General features: G+C 61.1%; 18 protein-coding genes. 8 read left to right on the top strand and 10 right to left on the bottom strand.

Annotated elements, in window-relative coordinates:
* Window positions 1-2 precede the first annotated feature (2 nt).
* The 10 genes from hpnJ to secB form a co-directional block, all read right to left on the bottom strand.
* A complete protein-coding gene (gene hpnJ / locus MQE22_RS03725) occupies window positions 3-1,430 on the bottom strand; it encodes a hopanoid biosynthesis associated radical SAM protein HpnJ (RefSeq protein ID WP_215872408.1) in 1,428 nt (475 codons plus the stop codon).
* Window positions 1,430-2,602 (bottom strand): bacteriohopanetetrol glucosamine biosynthesis glycosyltransferase HpnI, encoded by a 1,173-nt coding sequence (gene hpnI / locus MQE22_RS03720; RefSeq protein WP_215872407.1) that lies wholly within the window; start codon window positions 2,600-2,602, stop codon window positions 1,430-1,432. Before hpnI ends, hpnJ begins: the two co-directional genes overlap by 1 nt.
* On the bottom strand, window positions 2,565-3,557 hold the full coding sequence (hpnA, locus tag MQE22_RS03715) for a hopanoid-associated sugar epimerase (RefSeq protein ID WP_215872406.1): 993 nt from the start codon (window positions 3,555-3,557) through the stop codon (window positions 2,565-2,567). The genes hpnI and hpnA overlap by 38 nt, the downstream gene beginning before the upstream one ends.
* Window positions 3,545-4,273: a phosphorylase family protein gene (locus MQE22_RS03710; RefSeq protein WP_215872405.1), complete on the bottom strand. Its 729-nt coding sequence runs from the start codon at window positions 4,271-4,273 to the stop codon at window positions 3,545-3,547. Before MQE22_RS03710 ends, hpnA begins: the two co-directional genes overlap by 13 nt.
* Window positions 4,231-6,153 (bottom strand): squalene--hopene cyclase, encoded by a 1,923-nt coding sequence (gene shc, locus MQE22_RS03705; RefSeq protein WP_215872404.1) that lies wholly within the window; start codon window positions 6,151-6,153, stop codon window positions 4,231-4,233. Before shc ends, MQE22_RS03710 begins: the two co-directional genes overlap by 43 nt.
* Window positions 6,147-7,211 (bottom strand): phytoene/squalene synthase family protein, encoded by a 1,065-nt coding sequence (locus MQE22_RS03700; protein WP_215872403.1) that lies wholly within the window; start codon window positions 7,209-7,211, stop codon window positions 6,147-6,149. The genes shc and MQE22_RS03700 overlap by 7 nt, the downstream gene beginning before the upstream one ends.
* A gap of 80 nt (window positions 7,212-7,291) precedes the next feature.
* On the bottom strand, window positions 7,292-8,698 hold the full coding sequence (locus MQE22_RS03695; RefSeq protein ID WP_215872402.1) for a sigma-54-dependent transcriptional regulator: 1,407 nt from the start codon (window positions 8,696-8,698) through the stop codon (window positions 7,292-7,294).
* Complete coding sequence (locus MQE22_RS03690; RefSeq protein WP_226826965.1) at window positions 8,691-10,145, bottom strand: sensor histidine kinase; 1,455 nt, start codon at window positions 10,143-10,145, stop codon at window positions 8,691-8,693. Before MQE22_RS03690 ends, MQE22_RS03695 begins: the two co-directional genes overlap by 8 nt.
* 8 nt (window positions 10,146-10,153) lie before the next feature.
* Window positions 10,154-11,137: an NAD(P)H-dependent glycerol-3-phosphate dehydrogenase gene (locus MQE22_RS03685; RefSeq protein ID WP_215872400.1), complete on the bottom strand. Its 984-nt coding sequence runs from the start codon at window positions 11,135-11,137 to the stop codon at window positions 10,154-10,156.
* A 2-nt stretch (window positions 11,138-11,139) separates the two neighbouring features.
* Window positions 11,140-11,589, bottom strand: a complete 450-nt coding sequence (secB, locus tag MQE22_RS03680) for a protein-export chaperone SecB (RefSeq protein ID WP_215872399.1) — start codon at window positions 11,587-11,589, stop codon at window positions 11,140-11,142.
* 176 nt (window positions 11,590-11,765) lie between these two features.
* On the opposite strand from secB, the gene MQE22_RS03675 reads away from it, so the two are divergent.
* Genes MQE22_RS03675 through MQE22_RS03640 form a run of 8 tightly spaced genes read left to right on the top strand, consistent with a single transcriptional unit; the run spans window position 11,766 to window position 17,176 of the window.
* On the top strand, window positions 11,766-12,119 hold the full coding sequence (locus MQE22_RS03675; RefSeq protein ID WP_226826967.1) for a DsrE family protein: 354 nt from the start codon (window positions 11,766-11,768) through the stop codon (window positions 12,117-12,119).
* Window positions 12,116-12,997 carry a symmetrical bis(5'-nucleosyl)-tetraphosphatase gene (locus MQE22_RS03670; RefSeq protein ID WP_215871007.1) on the top strand — a complete coding sequence of 294 codons (882 nt, stop codon included), beginning with the start codon at window positions 12,116-12,118 and terminating at the stop codon, window positions 12,995-12,997. Before MQE22_RS03675 ends, MQE22_RS03670 begins: the two co-directional genes overlap by 4 nt.
* Window positions 12,990-13,808, top strand: a complete 819-nt coding sequence (locus MQE22_RS03665; RefSeq protein ID WP_215871006.1) for a hypothetical protein — start codon at window positions 12,990-12,992, stop codon at window positions 13,806-13,808. Before MQE22_RS03670 ends, MQE22_RS03665 begins: the two co-directional genes overlap by 8 nt.
* Window positions 13,786-15,381 (top strand): DNA helicase RecQ, encoded by a 1,596-nt coding sequence (gene recQ, locus MQE22_RS03660; protein WP_255790120.1) that lies wholly within the window; start codon window positions 13,786-13,788, stop codon window positions 15,379-15,381. Before MQE22_RS03665 ends, recQ begins: the two co-directional genes overlap by 23 nt.
* On the top strand, window positions 15,378-15,695 hold the full coding sequence (gene cyaY, locus MQE22_RS03655; protein ID WP_215871005.1) for an iron donor protein CyaY: 318 nt from the start codon (window positions 15,378-15,380) through the stop codon (window positions 15,693-15,695). The genes recQ and cyaY overlap by 4 nt, the downstream gene beginning before the upstream one ends.
* Window positions 15,696-15,698: 3 nt before the next feature.
* Complete coding sequence (locus tag MQE22_RS03650) at window positions 15,699-16,157, top strand: EVE domain-containing protein (RefSeq protein ID WP_215871004.1); 459 nt, start codon at window positions 15,699-15,701, stop codon at window positions 16,155-16,157.
* Complete coding sequence (locus MQE22_RS03645; RefSeq protein ID WP_215871003.1) at window positions 16,150-16,824, top strand: glutathione S-transferase family protein; 675 nt, start codon at window positions 16,150-16,152, stop codon at window positions 16,822-16,824. The genes MQE22_RS03650 and MQE22_RS03645 overlap by 8 nt, the downstream gene beginning before the upstream one ends.
* A 13-nt stretch (window positions 16,825-16,837) precedes the next feature.
* Window positions 16,838-17,176: a hypothetical protein gene (locus MQE22_RS03640; RefSeq protein WP_215871002.1), complete on the top strand. Its 339-nt coding sequence runs from the start codon at window positions 16,838-16,840 to the stop codon at window positions 17,174-17,176.
* The last annotated feature ends 5 nt before the right edge of the window (window positions 17,177-17,181 follow it).

Below are 17,181 nucleotides of genomic sequence, written 5' to 3'. Positions count from 1 at the left end.
ACTCAGCCATGCCGCTGACGAAGAAAGCGCACAAACTCCACCCCCTCCCGCAGACGGCGTTTCATCATTTGTGAACTGCGCAGCATCTCTCCGGTGATTTCCGCGATCTTGCCGGCGCGGAAGTAGAACTTCTTGTACATCACCTCGACGGAATCAAAAATTTCGGTGTGATTGAGGTGAGGGTAACTCATGGGGCTGATCTGCACCCCTCGATCATTGACCATATGCGCCTCATCCTCTTCGGTAAGCCAGCCCTGTTCCTTGGCCTGGTTGTAGAGGTAGGTGCCGGGGTACGGCGCCGCCAGGGAAACCTGAATGGTATGCGGATTGATTTCCTTGGCGAACTGGATGGTTTGCTGAATCGTCTCTTTGGTTTCGCCAGGCAATCCCAAAATGAAGGTGCCATGGATGGCGATGCCGAGCTTGTGGCAGTCGGCGGTGAACTTACGCGCCGCCTCTACCTTCAGGCCTTTCTTGATGTTGTTGAGAATCTGCTGGTTGCCCGACTCGTAGCCGACCAGCAGCAGGCGCAGGCCATTATCGCGCAGCACCTTGAGAGTCTCGTAGGGGACGTTGGCCTTGGCGTTGCAGGACCAGGTGACGCCGAGCTTGCCGAGGCCACGGGCGATCTCCTCCGCACGCGGACGATCGTCGGTAAAGGTATCATCATCGAAAAAGACTTCCTGCACCTGCGGGAAGGCCTTCTGGATATACTTCACTTCCTCGATGACACTGGCGGCACTGCGGGTGCGGTAGCGATGACCACCGACCGTCTGCGGCCAGAGGCAGAAGGTGCACTGGGAGCGACAGCCACGCCCGGTGTAAAAAGAGATGTAGGGGTGCTTCAGGTAGCCGATGAAGTAGTCCTCGATGTGCAAGTCGCGCTTGTATACTTCTGAAACGAAGGGCAAGGCATCCATATCCTCGATCATGGCGCGATCGGGAGTGCGCACCAGTAATCCATTGCTGTCGCGGTAGTTGATACCGTCCACTTCCGCCAGCGGACGCCCCTCGGCGACCTCCTTCAGCGTATAATCGAACTCTTCCCGCGCCACGAAATCGATGGCTGGCGATGCCTGCAGGGACTCCTCGGGCTCCACGGCAACCTTGGCACCCACCAGGCCGATCATCATCTTGGGATAATGCGCCTTGAGCATTTCCGCCATGCGGACGTCGGAAGGAAAGGAAGGAGTACTGGTGTGCATGATGCACAACTCATAGCCGGCAGCAATGCGCAGGGTTTCTTCCACAGTGATATCGGCCGGCGGGGCGTCGAGTAAACGACTGCCGGGAATCATGGCCGCCGGCTGGGCCAACCAGGTGGGAAACCAGAAAGAGCGAATTTCGCGCTTGGCCTGGTAGCGGGAGCCCGCTCCCCCATCAAACCCTTCAAAGGAAGGCGCCTGCAGGAACAAGGTTTTCATGGTCATCACTGTACTCCGTCATGCATTTGCCCGTGGGCATCGATGGAAAAATTGCGACCTCGCCAGCGTACCTTTCCGGCGATTTGCGCATGCGCCCAAATCCACAGACCCAGGATGTCCGCCAGCATCACCGCCGTCGCCGACAATGGCGATCGCAATTTTCGTCCAATCCGCCAATGGTACACGAGGCGCAGGCACGCGACCAGCGCCACCGCACTCCAGGCCCATCCCTGCCAAAATGCCGCAGCCATCAGTACCAGAGGAAGCGGATAGGTCAAAAACGAAAAGGCATGTCCCCAGGGTTGCACGGCGCGGGTAGTGCGCGCCCAGCGCAGGGCGTGGGCGTAGAAGGCCAGGAATCCGTCTTCTGCCACCAGCGTCTCGACCACGTAGTTGCTCAGCGCGCTGCGGTAACCCAAGGCGCGTATCCGGGCTCCCAGAGCATAGTCATCAGCCAGTTCATTGGCGAGGGCGGCACAGCCACCGAGCGCATCGAACGACTCGCGGCGCACGGCAATCGTTGCGCCACCGCAATAAATATTGGGCCCGAGCGCTGCGGCAAGGCGCACCGACGGCAAAAAATGCTCTTGAATCTGCACCGCCAAGAGCTGCGCGGAAAAACCGGAAATGGGGCGCGCCCGATAGAGACAGCTGATCACCCCCACCTGGGGCAGGTTCAGCTCGCGCACCAGACACGCCAAATAGCCCGGTCCGACGCGAATGTCCGCGTCGGCCAGTACCAAAACCGGATAACTCGCCTGGGCAATGATACCCGCCAGATTGTTGACCTTGGGGTTACTGCCCAGGGTCGTTGTGTGTTGCACGACCCGCAGCTCCGGTTGTCTCCGGAATCCATCAAGGAGCGGCAAAACAGGATCGACAGAATCCTGAACCCCGCAAATCATCTCGAAACGAGGATAGTGCTGCGTCAGAAAACTCTGCAGGTTGGCGGAAAGCTCCGGCTCCACACCGTGCAAGGGCTTGATGATACTGACCCCAAATGCGTCCGGCGATGAAAGCGGCCCTGCGTCCTCGGGTAACTGCGGACGCCAAGTTTCCATCTGCCACCAGGCGAGGGCCCAGTAGATGCAGGAAACGCCAGCGATTGCAGCAAAAAAGTACGCAGCGATCAGCACGAGGTCAGAAGTAGCGATGCTCGGCAAACCAGGCCACGGCATCGCGCAAGGCCTCCTCCGCCGGGCGATGGGTATAGCCAAGCTGCTGTTCGGCTTTGCGCGAGTCGAAATACATGCGATGTGCGGCCATACGCAACTCATCCGTACTGACCAGCGGCAAGCCGCGGCCACGCCAGCGCACCCAGGCCTCGGAGCCCCAGGCTATCGGGTACAACAGGCGACGCGGCAGACGCAGGCGCGGCGAGGGTCGCCCCGTCAAGCCGCTGATGCGGGTGAGGATGGCCTGCAGCGACAGATTGTCACCCCCGAGAATATAGCGTTCGCCCGGCTTCCCCTGCTGCAAGGCAAGCCAATGCCCCAGCGCTACATCATCCACATGCACGACGTTGAGGCCGGTATCGACATAAGCGGGCATACGCCCGGCTGCCGCCTCGAGCACCATGCGCCCGGTCGGCGTCGGCTTGCGATCCTCGGGACCAATGGGGGTGGAGGGATTGACGATGACGATCGGCGCGCCCTCCTCACGACACAAGGCGCGCACCCGCTCCTCAGCCAGAAACTTGCTGCGTTTGTAATGACCGATCATGTCGGCGAGAGTGGATGGAGTGTCTTCATCGCTCGCTTGCCCATCGTCGCGCAGGCCCAGCACCGCGACGCTGCTGGTGTAGACGATACGTTCCACGCCGGCATCCAGGGCGGCGCGCAGCAACGCCTCGGTCCCAGCGACATTGGCCTGATACATGGGTTCGGGATCCGGTACCCAGAGGCGATAATCCGCGGCTACATGGAAGACCCAACGGCAGCCCGCCACCGCCCGCTGCAGGCTGGCCGGATCACAGAGATCGCCCTCCACCCGTTCGACGTCCGGCAAAGTTTTCCACGCGCTGTCATCCGCGCCGGCGCGCGCCAGCACGCGCACCGGGACTCCCTCCAGGGTCAAGCGCCGCAATACTGCTGCACCCACAAAACCAGAGGCGCCGGTAATCAGTGCCCGCATCGCAATTCTCCACTTTCCCATTCGCTGCGCAGTTGCCGCAGGGTGGCAGCGGCCCGCTGCATTTGTCCGCCGAGCCTGAGCAGCCGCGGCAGATCTTGCGGACGACGCAGCAATTGCCAAAGAAACCCGGGTAAACGCGGGGTACCGACGGCATCGACGCCGAAGCGCACGGCGTCCGGCACGACGGCATCGACACTGTCAACGATAACGCGCAAGGCAAGAAAGGGAACCCCCTCGGCCTTTGCCAATGCGGCTAGCGCGCCACTCTCCATATCCACGGCGAGCGCCTGTTGCGCATAGGCCGTTTTGCTTTGCCGATCGACCAGCATCTGGGCAAGCGACAGCAAGTCCTCCCGCCGTGCCTGCGGATGCTGGGCGAGAAAATGACTTGCCAAAGCTTCATCCGCAGAGTACGCGGCCTCCCGCCAGAGAATCTTCCGGGGAATACAAAGATCGCCCGCTTGCAAGTCCCCCCGCAAGGCGCCGGCGGTGCCTACACTCAGCAGGGCCTCGGCCCCCGCTGCCAGAAGCGCGCGACCCGCCTCTGCTGCGGCCTCGGGGCCCATCCCGGAAAGAACGGCAAGATGCCCACCCGTGCAGGAGTGCACCTTACCCATGGGCGAGGCTGGCAGACCCAATGCCTTGGCCTCGACCGCCAGGGCAACGACCAGACCTAGACGCCGGCCTGCAGGTTTTGATAGCGGCTGAGAGCCCATAAAGGGAAATACAGTTTGTACCCGTGGTAGGTAATGTAGAAAACTCGCGGGAAGCCAGGGGCGTTGAACCAGGGATCGTGCCATTCGCCATCTTCACTCTGCTGTTCCTGCAGCCACTGGATGCCGCGCCGCAGGGCCTCGCTGTTGCTGTCACCCGCCGCCATCAGGGCCAGACAGGCCCAGGCCGTGTGGGCCGCCGTCGACGCTTGCCCCTGACCGGCGAGCCCAGGATCGAGATAGGAGTCGTTGCTCTCGCCCCAACCTCCGTCCGCCTGCTGCACACTCCGCAGCCAATCCGCGGCCCGTCGCATCGCGGGCTGCAGGGCGCTGTCCCCCAACTCGGAAAACGCCAGGAGCACCGACCAGGTACCATAGATGTAATTGGTGCCCCAGCGACCAAACCAGGAGCCATTGGCCTCCTGTTGCGCCAACAGGTAGTGCACGAGCCGTTCGATGGCCGGTCGGTCCTGGGGACGCGCGAGGGCAGCAAGAAAGGTCAATACCCGCCCACTGACATCGGCCGTCGGCGGGTCCAGCAGCGCTTTGTGATCGGCAAAAGGAATCTCATTCAGATAGTAGTGGGTATTATCGACATCATAGGCGCCAAAACCGCCATTGCGTGACTGCATACCCACCAGCCAGTCTGCGGCCCGTTCCAGCGCTGGTCGGTCTTCCGTCCGACCAGCCAGGAGCAAAGTCCAGGCCACCGCTGCCGTATCATCCAGGTCCGGATAATAAGAATTTTCGTACTGAAAAGCCCAGCCACCACCTGGCAGATCTGGGCGACTAAACTGCCAGTCTCCCGGAGCATCGGTGATCTGCCGGTCGAGGAGCCAACGCATGGCAGCCAAAGCATTTTCGTCAGGCTCGGGCGCAATCTCGAGCAGGGCGCGCAGCCCCCAGCAGGTGTCCCAGACCGGGGAGACGCAGGGCTGGCAATAGGCCTCATGGACGCCTTCGACGAGCAGATTACGCAAGGCCTGCCCCGTCTGTTGTCGGTACGGGTGGTCTTCCGCATATCCCAGCAGGGCGAGGGCCTCGTGGGCGTTGACCATGGCGGGAAATATGCCATTCACCCCATGCACTCCATTCAGACGTGCGGTAAACCAGGCCTCGGCGCGACGGATGGCAGCTCGTCGCAGAACGCCGGGAATGAATGGCTCGAGTGCCCGCCCAAGACGATCTCCGGCGAGAAACACCCGCGCAACAATACCTTTGCGTGCACAGACAAAATAGTCACGGATTGCGAATGGCTTCTCGCGAAAGAGTTCTTCGATACCGATACCCGTGGGATTCTTCGCCTGCGCCTTGAGACTGCAAAGGATGAAGAGAGGCACCATGACCGTGCGCGACCACGATGCCACCTTGTAGATGTGCATCGGAAACCAGCGGGGAAAGAGCAGGATTTCCACGGGGATGAAGGGGACGGCGCGCCAAGGTACCTGGCGGAACAAAGCCAGGGTGATGCGGGTGAAGACATTGGCGTGCTCTGCTCCCCCGTGCGCGAGAATGGCCGCCCGCGCCCGACGCATATGCGTTGCCTCGGGGGCGTCTCCGGCAAGCTTGAGGGCATAGTAGGCCTTTACCGAGGCACTCATGTCGAAGTCGCCACCATAATAGAGAGGCCAACCACCATGCTCTGCCTGGTGCCGCCGCAGATACACCGCAATCTTGCGCTGCAAGGGGACGTCGATTTCGTCCATGTAGTGCATCATCAGGATATATTCGGCGGGAATGGTGCAGTCCGCTTCAAACTCAAAGCACCAGTGTCCATCTTCCGCCTGCCGCCTGCGGAGTGCGGCGCGTGCCGCTGCAATCGCTCTTTCCAGGGGCGCATGCAACTGCCGCGCCACTCCGTAGCGGGCGCTGGGCATCAACATATCTGCCCCTGCGGCAGACGCTTGACGGCCACCCGAAAGGTCAGATCCAGCAAGGGATCGAAGCGATGCAGCAGACGCGACAGCAAGACGACATTGCGCACCGTATCCCGGCTGATCTTGACCTCGTCGGCACTACAAAAGCTGGGGTTTTCCGCAATGCGACGCAAGGTCAACACGGCCATGGCGATGGCCCAGAGACAAAAATCCCGCATCCCAGTCTGCTCGGCAGGGATCTGTAGCGTAAAGGTCAGGGCGTTGCGCAGGTGCTGCGCTGCCAACGCGATCATCTCCGTCAACAAGGCTGTGAACCCGGGATGGCTCATACCCGGGTGCAATTGCCCCGGCGCCAGACCGTGGGCGCGGAGGCGATCCTGGGGCAACCAGAGCACTCCCCGTCCCCAATCCGTCCACAGGTCTTTCAGAATATTGGTCATCTGCAGGCCCTGGCCAAACGATACCGCGAGCCCCGGTAGATCCGCGCCGCCGGCGAGCATCCGCGGCTCCTCCTCCACGAACAGGGTGGTGAGCATCTCGCCGACGACACCGGCAACCACATAGCAATAGTGGTCCATGTCGGCCTGATCCCGCAAACCGTCACGCGAGGCCCGACGTTGGAATTCCGCCATCCCCTCACCCATGATTTCGACACAGCGAATGAGAGCACTTTGCTGCACGGAGTTGAAGGAGTGGGTCAACGACACGACCGAGGGAGTATTGGCAATCAGGTCATGTTCGCCTTCGGGCATCTCTGCTGCCATCTCCCGGGCAAAACCGCTAGCAAACTCCTCTGCCGGCGTCTCCCTGCGCAAGACCGCAAGGAAAACCTTTTGCCAGCGCGCCTTAGCCTCCCAGTCAAGCCGCGGATCATCCTCGATGGTGTCGGCGATACGGCAGAGCAGGTAGCCGTTGCCTACCGTCTCCTGCAATCCAGCCGGCAGACGCGGAATGGTCAGGGCAAAGGTTCGCGAAACGCGCTGCAGGCTCGCTGTCTGATAGCGCAGGGCGGCTTCCCGATCGATGATTCCTGGGGCCAGCGCTGGGGCAATATTATCGGTCATTCTACGTCCATGCCGAAGGAATTAAGGCGGGACTGTAAACGCCCGGAGCCGCCCGCGCAAGTTTCCACAGTCGAAACAGCTCAGAGCTCCTCATTCGCCAGGCCATACTTGCGGATACGGTAGCGTAGCGTCTCGCGCGTGGTACCCAGAATACGTGCCGCCTGGGTGACGTTGTGATCGGTGGACTGCAACACCCGGGCGAGGATCTCCCGCTCCATGCTGTCGAGATCCATGCTGCCATCGATGGGCAGGATGATCTGCTGCCGATCATCCAAGGGGCAGCTACCCGGTGCCGGACAATGTCCTGCAGCGCTCATTCCCGGCAGTTGCAGCCATTCCAGAGGTAGATCCTCTCCTTCTGAAAACAGTACGCCACGTTCAACCACATTGCGCAGCTCGCGGACGTTGCCCGGCCAGTCGTAGCCCTCCAGGGCCGCCCAGACCGCCGGGCTGATGTGACGTACCCGCTTGCCGGCATGCGCGTTGAACTCCGCCACGAAATGCGGCACGAGCTCCTGCAGATCTTCCTTGCGATCGCGCAGGACAGGCAAAGCGAGGCGGACGACACTGAGACGATGGTAGAGATCGGCACGGAAACGTCCCTCCGCCACCAGCGCATCGAGATCTCGGTTACTGGCGGCCAGAAAACGGACATCCACCTGAATGCTGCGATCGGCGCCCAGACGCCGCAAACTGCGGTCCTCGATCACCTTGAGCAGTTTGGCCTGCAGATCGAGATCCATCTCGGAAATTTCATCGAGAAACAGGCTTCCACCATTCGCCTGCTCCACCAAGCCGCGATGACGGGAGGTAGCGCCGGTGAATGCCCCAGCCTCATAGCCAAAGAGTTCGGATTCGAGAAGTTCGCGCGGCAAGGCAGCGCAGTTGATCTCTACCATCGGCCCTTCGCGTCGTAATCCACTGTAGTGCAGGATGCGTGCTGCCAGGCCCTTGCCGGTACCCGTTTCCCCCGAAATGATCAGACCACTGTAGGGAACCTGCGCCAGACGCTGGAGAATTTCGCGCACCCGCTGCGCCGCCATGCTCGTTCCCAGAAAGGCGGAAGGACCATAGCGGCGGCTATGCTGGCTGGTGTCGTCCGCCACCCGCCGCTGCGCCCGAGCGGCGCGCCCGGCAGAACGCACCACCATGGCCAGACGTTCCATCTCGCAGGGTTTCTCGAGAAAGTCATAGGCCCCGAGCCGGAGGGCACGCACGGAATCCGGAACGCTGCCGTAGGCGGTCAAAAAGATCCACTCGCCCTGCAGACCCTTCTCGCGGGAGCGGTCGAGCAAATCCAGACTGTTGCCGTCCGGCAGGTTGAGGTCGGCCAGGGTGACCATGGGATTGAGGTCGTCATTGAGCAACTGTTCGGCATCTGCCAAACGCTCCGCCCAGAATACCTGCCAGCCCTCCTTCTCAAAGTAGCGGCGCATTTCCCGCCCCAGAAAGATCTCGTCTTCGATGATCAGCAGGGGATCAGCCATGGGAATTCTCCTCTACTTGAGCGGGGCAAGGGATCAGCAGGGTAACCTCAGCGCCACCCTGGGGTCGATTGGCAAGCTGCACCTCTCCTCCCAGGCTGCGCACGAATCGCCGCACCATGGCCAGTCCCAGGCCGGTGCCATGCTCGCGGGCACTGGCAAAGGGACGGATACCATCGCGCAGAAGATTGGCCGGTAACCCCGGTCCATCGTCGCCCACTACCAAACGAATACGGCCGCCCTCGGCGCGCGACAGCGCCACCGTGATTTCCCCAGCCTGGGCATCGAGGGCCTGCCGGGCATTGAGCACCAGATTGAGTAATGCTTGCCGGAACTGGTCCACCGGCAGCAGGCACCCCCCCAGATCCGGCGCGACGTCAAGCCGTAAGCGGATTTGCAGCGGTAACTGGTACTGCAGGAGATTCAACAGTGCCTCCACAACCTCGCCGGGCTGCACCCATTGCGCAGACTCGCCTGCCTGCCGGGCACCGCGCAGCTGTTGATCGAGGAGGCGGCTGACCCGCCGCAGTTCCTCTTCCATCAGCGCCAGCCTGGCATCCAGCTCGGGATCGAGGATTTCCCGACGAATGTTGGCGCAGCCAACCTGCAGTCCAGCCAGTGGATTGCGTAGTTCATGGGCAAAAGCGGCGGCTGCCTCGCCCACCGCTGCCATGCGCTCGGAACGGGTCATTGCCGCCTGCTGTGCCATCAGGGTGCTGGCTGCCTCGTGCACCTCCTGTTGCAGATCTTGCAGATAGCGGCGGCGTTGCCGTTCCAGCTCTTCCAGGCGTCCCACCATCTGGTTATAGAAGTGCAGCAAAGGAACAATGCCTGGGTCCGCGTGCCCTTCTCCTACCCGTTGGAAGCCGCCCAACTCCAGGGAACCCATGGCCGCCTGCAAACGTCGCAACGGACTCAAGATGCGCGTACGGAAAAAGATCAGGGTGACGATGACGAAGATCATGAAGGCGATCAGGGCAATCACCGAACCGATCAGGGTGTAGCGCGAGTCATGACCGGCGGCAAGCACCAGGCCCCGCCCGTGCAGGTGGGCGGCGAGATTCCAGGCACTGAGATTGGCAAAGACCTGGGGCAAATCGACAGGGTCTCCGCGCGCCGACAATGCCTGCAACTGTTGCAGTTGCGCTTCGCCACCCTCGGCGGCAAAGCCAGGGGGCAAATCCTGCAATTCACGGGCCAGTACCTGCATGGCTGCCTGGGCACCGTGTTGGCGCCATGCCAAACTGCAATCACGGTTGATTTCGCCAATGCGGATCATGTTCGCCGTGTAGATTTTCAGTTTTGCCAGATCCTGATTGGTGTGCACCAGCAACACCCCCAGCAGCAACAACGCAAAGACCACGAATTGGACCAGCAGAATGCCAATGGTGCGGAAGGGCGCAAAAGGGATCCGTCGTTGCAGATCCGAACCGCCAGGCAAGCGCAACATGGCCAATTTCAGTTGGCCTCACCCTGCCCACGTTGCATCAGGGCACGGGAAGCCTCCGCGGCGGAGCGACCCGCGTGGAGGACACGATAGACTTCGGTGACGATGGGCATCTCGATTCCCCGCGCCAGCGCCAGATGATACAGAGCATGACTGCTGCGCCATCCTTCTACCTCTTCGCCGAGCTCCTGCAGCACCCGCGCGGGTGATTTTCCGGCACCAATACCTAGCCCCAGCCGCCGATTCCGGGAAAGGTCACTGCTCGCCGTAAGAATCAGATCCCCCGCGCCAGCCAGCCCAAAAAAGGTATCGGCCTGACCGCCCAGCGCCACTCCCAGGCGCAGCAATTCCGCCAGACCACGGGTAATCAATGCGGCACGGGCGCTGTCACCATTCCCCAGCCCATCGGAAATTCCGGCGGCAATGGCGAGGACATTTTTGATGGCACCAGCCAGACAGACACCAGCAACATCCGAGCTCGGGTAGATGCGCAACTGCTCGGAACGCCATGCAGGAGCCCAGGTATCCAAATAGCGAGGGGAATCGCTAGCCAGGGTGATGGCGAGCGGTCTTCCACAAGCGAGATCACTGGCAAAACTGGGGCCGGAGAGAACTCCCCAGGACCATTCTGGAATTTCCTGAGCGAAAACCTCATCCAGCCGGGCTTGACTGTCGCGCTCCAATCCCTTGCTTGCCAGCGTCAGCGCGACATCCCTTGGCAGCGAAGGGCGTAGTTTGCGCAAGGCATCACGTACAGCATGGCTGGGGAGCGCAATCACCAGCTCCCGACTAGCCTGCAGGGCCTTCTGCCAATCGTGGGTAAGGAGCAGATTCTCAGGGCGAGAAAGCTGCGGAAAATGGGGCAGGCTCGCGGGGCCGGAAGCCGAAGCATCCAGTGATCGACCCCATAGGCGCACCTGGTCACCGCGACGGGCCAGGGTAACGGCGAGGGCCGTGCCCCAATGACCGGCCCCAAGCACCGTTCGTACTACCATAATTACTGGGTGGTGTGCTGACTTTGTTCGAGCTGCGCCTGCTGATAGAGCGCCTCGAAATTCACCGGGTGCAGATGCAGCGGCTGGAACCCCCCGCGTCCAACTAAGTCTGCCACCGCCTCACGAGCATAGGGAAAGAGGATGGTCGGGCAATGTACGGCAAGGAGGATGGGTTGATGCTCCGCCGGGATGTTCTGCATGCGGAACAGTCCGCCCTGCTGAACCTCGACAGCAAAATAGGTGCTGTCCGCGCTCTTGGCATTCACCGTGACCGTCAACACCACTTCGACCAGATCTGGCGATCCGGGCACTTCATGGGTTTCCGTGTTCAGGCCGACATCCACGGAAGGCGCCTCCGCCATGGTAAAGCTTTGCGGCGCGTTCGGTGACTCAAAAGAAAGGTCCTTCACGTAAATCCGCTCGATCATGAATACTGGTTCTTGCTCTGCCATATTTGCCGCCATGGGTATTGCCCTTTGTGATTCAGAAAAACAATGGCGCCAGTGTACCTACTCCGACAGCAAATCGCCACGTCGCCGCGAGGGCAGTAAATGTTTGCTACACTCAAGGAAACAGCAGGGATGCGAAGATCTTTCCATGCCCTCGCCCGCAACGGAGGATCGCAGCCATGCAAAGACCCGAAAACGCTATGCAATGGACGGTTCTGATCCGTTCTGTCGCCGGCAGCGAGAGCAACCCGGTACTGCACGCCTTGCGCACCGCTATTGCCGCCCTTGCCGACGACATTCAAGTCAAAGTTTTCTTCCTGGAGGCGGCGGTTGAGGTCTTGCGTTCGGGGGCTCAGACTGCGCATGCAGTGCATCACGATCTGCTGGCAGAGATTCGCGAGCTCGGCGGCGAAATCCATGTCATTGTCTTGCCCAACGACGCGGGGGACCCCTTCCTGCCGGGCGTAAAGATTGGCAATATGGCGACTCTCGTGCGCAGCATGAAAAGCAGCGATCAGGTGATCAGTTTTTGAGTAACGATTTTGTCGACACCCCAAACGGGACCTATGCAATCGGCGATGTGCAGGGCTGTTTTTCTGCATTGGAGCAGCTATTGTCGCAGGTTGGTAGTTATGACTTTCTGTGGCTCGCTGGCGATCTCCTCAATCGCGGCCCGCAGAGCCACGCGACCCTCGCTTGGGCCTATGCGCAGCAGAACGGGATCCGCCTGGTCCTGGGCAACCACGACCTCTATGCCATCAGTCGCTGGGCTGGAATCGGCAAAGCCAAAAAGAGCGACACCCTGGCCGCCCTCCTCAGCGACCGCAGGGCTGACGACTATTTTCATTGGCTCCGCCAGCAGCCGCTCTTCTATAGCGATGGTAAACTGCCCTGGAATCTGGTTCACGCCGCTGTCGATGCCGAATGGAGCCTAGCCGACGCGGCTGGCCATGCCGAGGAAGTCCAGCGTGCCCTCAGCGGCAAGAACTGGAAGCGCTTTCTGAGAGGACTTTGGGAAAGCGAGGCGCCGCGGCGCTGGGCTGACTGCCGCAGCGAGGCGGATGCCCAGCGCTTTCGTGTCGCCGTCCTCACCCGAGCGCGCTGGGTGCGTGAAGATGGTCTTTATTCCTGGACCAATGAGGCGCCGGATACCAGTTACCTTCCCTGGCACGAGCGCTACTTTGCGCAACAGCCTGCGGGAAAATTCGTCTGCGGGCACTGGGCCACCCAAGGTTTACTGGTCCAGGAGCGTCTGCTGGCCCTGGACAGTGGCTGCGTGTGGGGGCGCCAGCTTAGCGCGGCGCGCATCGATCGAGATCCCGCCACCATCGTCCAAATCCAGTGTAACGACCTTTCCACGATCCCAGTCCCATCCATCAGCGTAGAACTGGAGACTATTCGCCATGCCTGAAGCTCTCTTTAGTGCCACTCGAGTGGGGGTGGGTCAAGTGTTTTCCGGTGCCGGTAAGATCCTGCGCACCCACTTCTGGGGGCTCTCTCTCAATCTCCTGCTCCTCGGCCTGATTGCACTGTTCGGTTTTGTACTCCTCGGCATTGCTGCGCAGCAGGCCGCCGCCCTGCGCATCCTTTGGACAATCCTCGAGAGCCTGTGGACGAATGTGCTGCTGATCGGCTTTTTTCGTGCCATCGCCCTGGCCAGTGCCGGCCGCCCCTATGAAGCGCTGGCACCCTTCTGGAGTCTACGCGAGCGCGATGCCTGGCTTCTTGCCCTGCCACCTGCCATCATCAACGTGCTGTTGTTACAGTCTTCGGGCTATCTTGCGCTGCAGGGACACAACGATCCGGCAATGGCCCTCACCATCCTGCAACGCCCGGCATTCTGGGTCACGCTGGTGGTTTCCTTTCTCGTTGGCACGTTCTTTCAGTATACCTATGCGCTCTACGCAGCCTACGGTCTGGGTACGCGTGATGCCTTACGCAGCGCGAGCCGCTTGCTTGGGGATCGTCTCGGCTGGCTGTTTTTTCCGCTACTGGTGGGACTGGTGTTGGCGGCTATCGCCCTATTCCTTGCCATGATTTTCTCGGCCCTAGCGGGGCTGCTCATCGGCACGAGCATTCTCCACAATCCCGCCCTTGCCGACACCCTCACCCTGATTTTCCTGCTATTTCTCTTCCCCGCTCTCATCTGGGCCAGCAGTTGCACCCTGCTCGCCGCTGCCAATCTCGTCCGTGGTATCCGTGATACCCAGTTCGTCCCCTGATCTCGCCCTGGCGCAAGCGCAGAAAATCCTGCGCGAGGCCTTTGGTCACCGGGAGTTCCGTCCCCCACAGGACGCCATCGTAACGCGCCTGATTGGCGGCGGTGATGCCCTGGTATTGATGCCCACCGGAGGCGGCAAATCGCTTTGCTACCAAATACCGGCGCTGGCGCGACCAGGGACCGCCATCGTCATCTCGCCCCTCATTGCCCTGATGGATGATCAGGTCCAGGCCCTGCAACGGCGGGGCATTGCGGCAGCCGCCTTACACTCGGCAGCAAACGCTCCGGACGCCATAGAACACCGACTCCGCGCCGGGGCACTGCGCATCCTCTACTGTGCCCCGGAGCGACTGCTGCAGGAACGCATGCTGCGGCTCCTCCGCGAACTATCCATCAGCCTCTTCGCCATCGATGAGGCGCATTGCGTGGCCCAGTGGGGCCACCATTTCCGCCCAGAATATCGCCAATTGGGGCGCCTGCGTGCCTTGTTTCCCGGCGTACCTCGCATTGCCCTGACGGCCAGCGCCGACCTCGCCAGCCGTGCCGAAATTCAACAATCCCTTGCTCTCGGCAACGCCCAGGTATTCGTGCAATCCTTCGACCGGCCCAATATCCGCTACCGCATCGAGCAGGGTAGCGGCGCGCGCGAAGCCCTCGCTGAGTTTCTGCGGCGGCAGCGCGGTGCTGGCATCGTGTATTGCCTGTCCCGCCGTAAGGTCGAGGAAACGGCAAGCTGGTTACAAAGCGTGGGCTATCGCGCGCAGCCCTACCACGCCGGCTTGCCCGCCGACCAGCGCAGTGCCCATCAAATCGACTTCCTTAGCGGCAAGATCCAGATCATGGTCGCCACCATTGCCTTCGGCATGGGTATTGATAAGGCCGATGTGCGCTTCGTCGCCCATCTCAATCTGCCGAAGAGCATCGAGGCCTACTATCAGGAGACCGGGCGCGCTGGCCGCGATGGCAAGCCGGCAGAAGCCTGGATGCACTATAGCCTGCAGGATCTGCTGCTGCTGCGGCAGATGATTCAGCAATCGGGGGCAAGCAGCGAACAGCGATGTGCCGAGGAAGAGCGACTGCAAGCCATGCTGGATCTGACCGAGGAGGTCGGTTGCCGGCGCCAGAAACTACTCGGCTATTTTGGCGAGAAGCTCGACCAACCCTGCGGCAATTGTGACAACTGCCTGCACGCGCCGCCCCTCTGGGATGCCAGCGAGGCAGCGCAGATGGCCCTCTCGGCGGCGTACCGCAGTGGCCAGCGCTGCGGCGTGCAACATCTCATCGATATTCTCATTGGCCGCGACACGCCGCGGGTCCGTCAGGCCCAGCATCATCGCTTGCAGGTCTTTGGCATTGGGCGACGTTTGCCGCCGCGCGACTGGCAACAAGTCTTCCGCCATCTGCTGGCGCGCGGCCACCTGCAGCCGCATCCGGAGGGCAGCGGACTCATTCTGCATGCCAGCAGTCGCCCCATTCTGCGCAAGGAACAGCGCATCTGGCTACGTTCGGGAACCGCAAACACTTGCTCCCCAGAGCCGGGCAGGCGATCATGGCGCGAAAGGAGATCACGATGACCCAGAGTTTTGCTGCAGCCGTAGAGGAATGTTTACAAGGGCTTCTCGAGCAAATCGAGGCGCAGGCCCCGGAAGTCGAGGCCGATCTCATCGATAGCGTGCTCTCCCTGCGGCTGCCCGATGACAGCGAAATCATCCTTAATCGGCAAGAAGCCGTCGAACAGATCTGGCTGGCCTGCAGTGACGGCCCGGCGCGCTTCGACCGGAACGCTGCCGGCAGCTGGGTGGATTCCCGCTCGGGGCAGACCCTCCCCGCCTATCTCGGCAGGATTCTCCAGCAACGGCTGGGTCAGCCCGTGGCGCTGGAGTCCTAGCCAATGGCCTACTGGTTGATGAAAACCGAGCCGGAAGCCTTTTCTCTGGATGATTTGGCCGCGCGCGGCAAAGAACCTTGGGACGGCATTCGCAATTATCAGGCACGCAACTTTCTCCGCTCCATGCAGGTTGGCGATGGCATTTTCCTGTATCACTCCCGGGTTCCGGTGCCGGGAATCGTGGGCCTAGCAGAAGTGCGCAGCAGTGCCCATCCCGACCCTACCCAATTTGACCCACGCAGCAAATATTTCGACCCAAACTCCCGCCCCGAGCAGCCACGCTGGGATCTGGTGGATGTTGGCTTTCGTGCCCGCTTTGCCAAGGTAATCTCCCTGGAAGAACTGCGCCAGTGGCCGGTATTTGCCGACAGCCCCCTGGTACGAAAAGGCAACCGACTGTCCATTCTGCCCATCAGCGAAACGCAATGGGCTGCCGTTCTGGAGCACGCCGAACTTGTCTGAACCCGTACTGTATTTTCATTGGTCCGACCCTCAGGCACTCCGCCTGCGCCTATTGCTTGGCGCCAAGGATTGCAGCTACCAGGCAGAAGCCCGCCCCCTGCAAGATCTGGCAATCGCCTTCGATCTCGGTTTTGCACGATTACCCGTCCTGCAAATTGGCGAGCGGTGCTGGACTGGGGAGCTCAGCGAACTCCCCGCTCTCGATGCTGCCCTCGCGGGCGAGTCCCTGTATACGGGTATACTCCAAGCGGCGGAGTGGCAGGCTTTTTGTCAGTGGCGTCAGGACCTCGATGCGCTGCTGCAGCGCTTGTTGGTCCCTGTACAACCAGCCTTTGCCGAGATCTCGGATGATCCCGAAGACTTGGAGTATTTTCGCCAGGAAAGCGAACGTCGTTTTGCCCAAAGCCTGGAAGCCCTGGCGAATGACCGCTATGGCGGCTACCAGCAACTTGCGCAGCGGGGACGCCTTCCGGCGTTAGCCAAACTGCTTGCCAAACAACGTTTTTATGTGGGCCGCCTATCCCTGATCGACCTGGTTCTCTGCGCCGATTTGCAGTTGCTTCGCCTGCTCGACGGCGTCACCTTACCTTTGGATTTACAGTATTATTTTCAGCGCGTTGCGGAAAGCTGTCGAGTTTCGCTCAACAGCGGCATGCGCCCAACCTGACAGGAGTATACCGATGACCTATGCCGAACTGATGGAATTCCTCGACAGCCATGTGAGTTTTTCTCTCCTGCACAGCCAGGATGTGGACAGCGCTTTGTCGGCCGCTGAAGCCGGCACGCTGGAAGACCCGCTGGCGAGCGAGGTCCTGACAGGTATCTACCGCGCCAACGCCTGCAGTGCTCCGGACAGTGAGGTAACCCGCGCAGACAGCTTTTCCGGCCTAGCTGCCTTGCGTCTGCGCAGCCAGGCCGATGACGCGGATGCGCAGCTTTTTCGTCAGGTATTGCAGTTGTCGCAAACCCTGGATCGGGCTTTCGACGAAGAAACGCTGCGCCAGAAAAAAGGTGCGTGAACAAC

Origin of the sequence: Acidithiobacillus sp. YTS05, assembly GCF_024396695.1 — a bacterium.
In the GTDB taxonomy this organism is placed as follows: Bacteria; Pseudomonadota; Gammaproteobacteria; order Acidithiobacillales; family Acidithiobacillaceae; genus Igneacidithiobacillus; species Igneacidithiobacillus copahuensis.
The sequence above is the reverse complement of the archived record's forward strand: the minus strand, read 5'-3'. Positions and strand labels throughout refer to the sequence as shown.

What these genes read in the sequence shown, in the direction of transcription:
- hpnJ (WP_215872408.1), bottom strand. Translation starts at nt 1,430, where the DNA reads ATGACCATGAAAACCTTGTTCCTGCAGGCGCCTTCCTTTGAAGGGTTT.
- hpnI (WP_215872407.1), bottom strand. Translation starts at nt 2,602, where the DNA reads ATGCCGTGGCCTGGTTTGCCGAGCATCGCTACTTCTGACCTCGTGCTG.
- hpnA (WP_215872406.1), bottom strand. Translation starts at nt 3,557, where the DNA reads ATGCGGGCACTGATTACCGGCGCCTCTGGTTTTGTGGGTGCAGCAGTA.
- MQE22_RS03710 (WP_215872405.1), bottom strand. Translation starts at nt 4,273, where the DNA reads ATGGGCTCTCAGCCGCTATCAAAACCTGCAGGCCGGCGTCTAGGTCTG.
- shc (WP_215872404.1), bottom strand. Translation starts at nt 6,153, where the DNA reads ATGTTGATGCCCAGCGCCCGCTACGGAGTGGCGCGGCAGTTGCATGCG.
- MQE22_RS03700 (WP_215872403.1), bottom strand. Translation starts at nt 7,211, where the DNA reads ATGACCGATAATATTGCCCCAGCGCTGGCCCCAGGAATCATCGATCGG.
- MQE22_RS03695 (WP_215872402.1), bottom strand. Translation starts at nt 8,698, where the DNA reads ATGGCTGATCCCCTGCTGATCATCGAAGACGAGATCTTTCTGGGGCGG.
- MQE22_RS03690 (WP_226826965.1), bottom strand. Translation starts at nt 10,145, where the DNA reads ATGTTGCGCTTGCCTGGCGGTTCGGATCTGCAACGACGGATCCCTTTT.
- MQE22_RS03685 (WP_215872400.1), bottom strand. Translation starts at nt 11,137, where the DNA reads ATGGTAGTACGAACGGTGCTTGGGGCCGGTCATTGGGGCACGGCCCTC.
- secB (WP_215872399.1), bottom strand. Translation starts at nt 11,589, where the DNA reads ATGGCAGAGCAAGAACCAGTATTCATGATCGAGCGGATTTACGTGAAG.
- MQE22_RS03675 (WP_226826967.1), top strand. Translation starts at nt 11,766, where the DNA reads ATGCAAAGACCCGAAAACGCTATGCAATGGACGGTTCTGATCCGTTCT.
- MQE22_RS03665 (WP_215871006.1), top strand. Translation starts at nt 12,990, where the DNA reads ATGCCTGAAGCTCTCTTTAGTGCCACTCGAGTGGGGGTGGGTCAAGTG.
- cyaY (WP_215871005.1), top strand. Translation starts at nt 15,378, where the DNA reads ATGACCCAGAGTTTTGCTGCAGCCGTAGAGGAATGTTTACAAGGGCTT.
- MQE22_RS03650 (WP_215871004.1), top strand. Translation starts at nt 15,699, where the DNA reads ATGGCCTACTGGTTGATGAAAACCGAGCCGGAAGCCTTTTCTCTGGAT.
- MQE22_RS03640 (WP_215871002.1), top strand. Translation starts at nt 16,838, where the DNA reads ATGACCTATGCCGAACTGATGGAATTCCTCGACAGCCATGTGAGTTTT.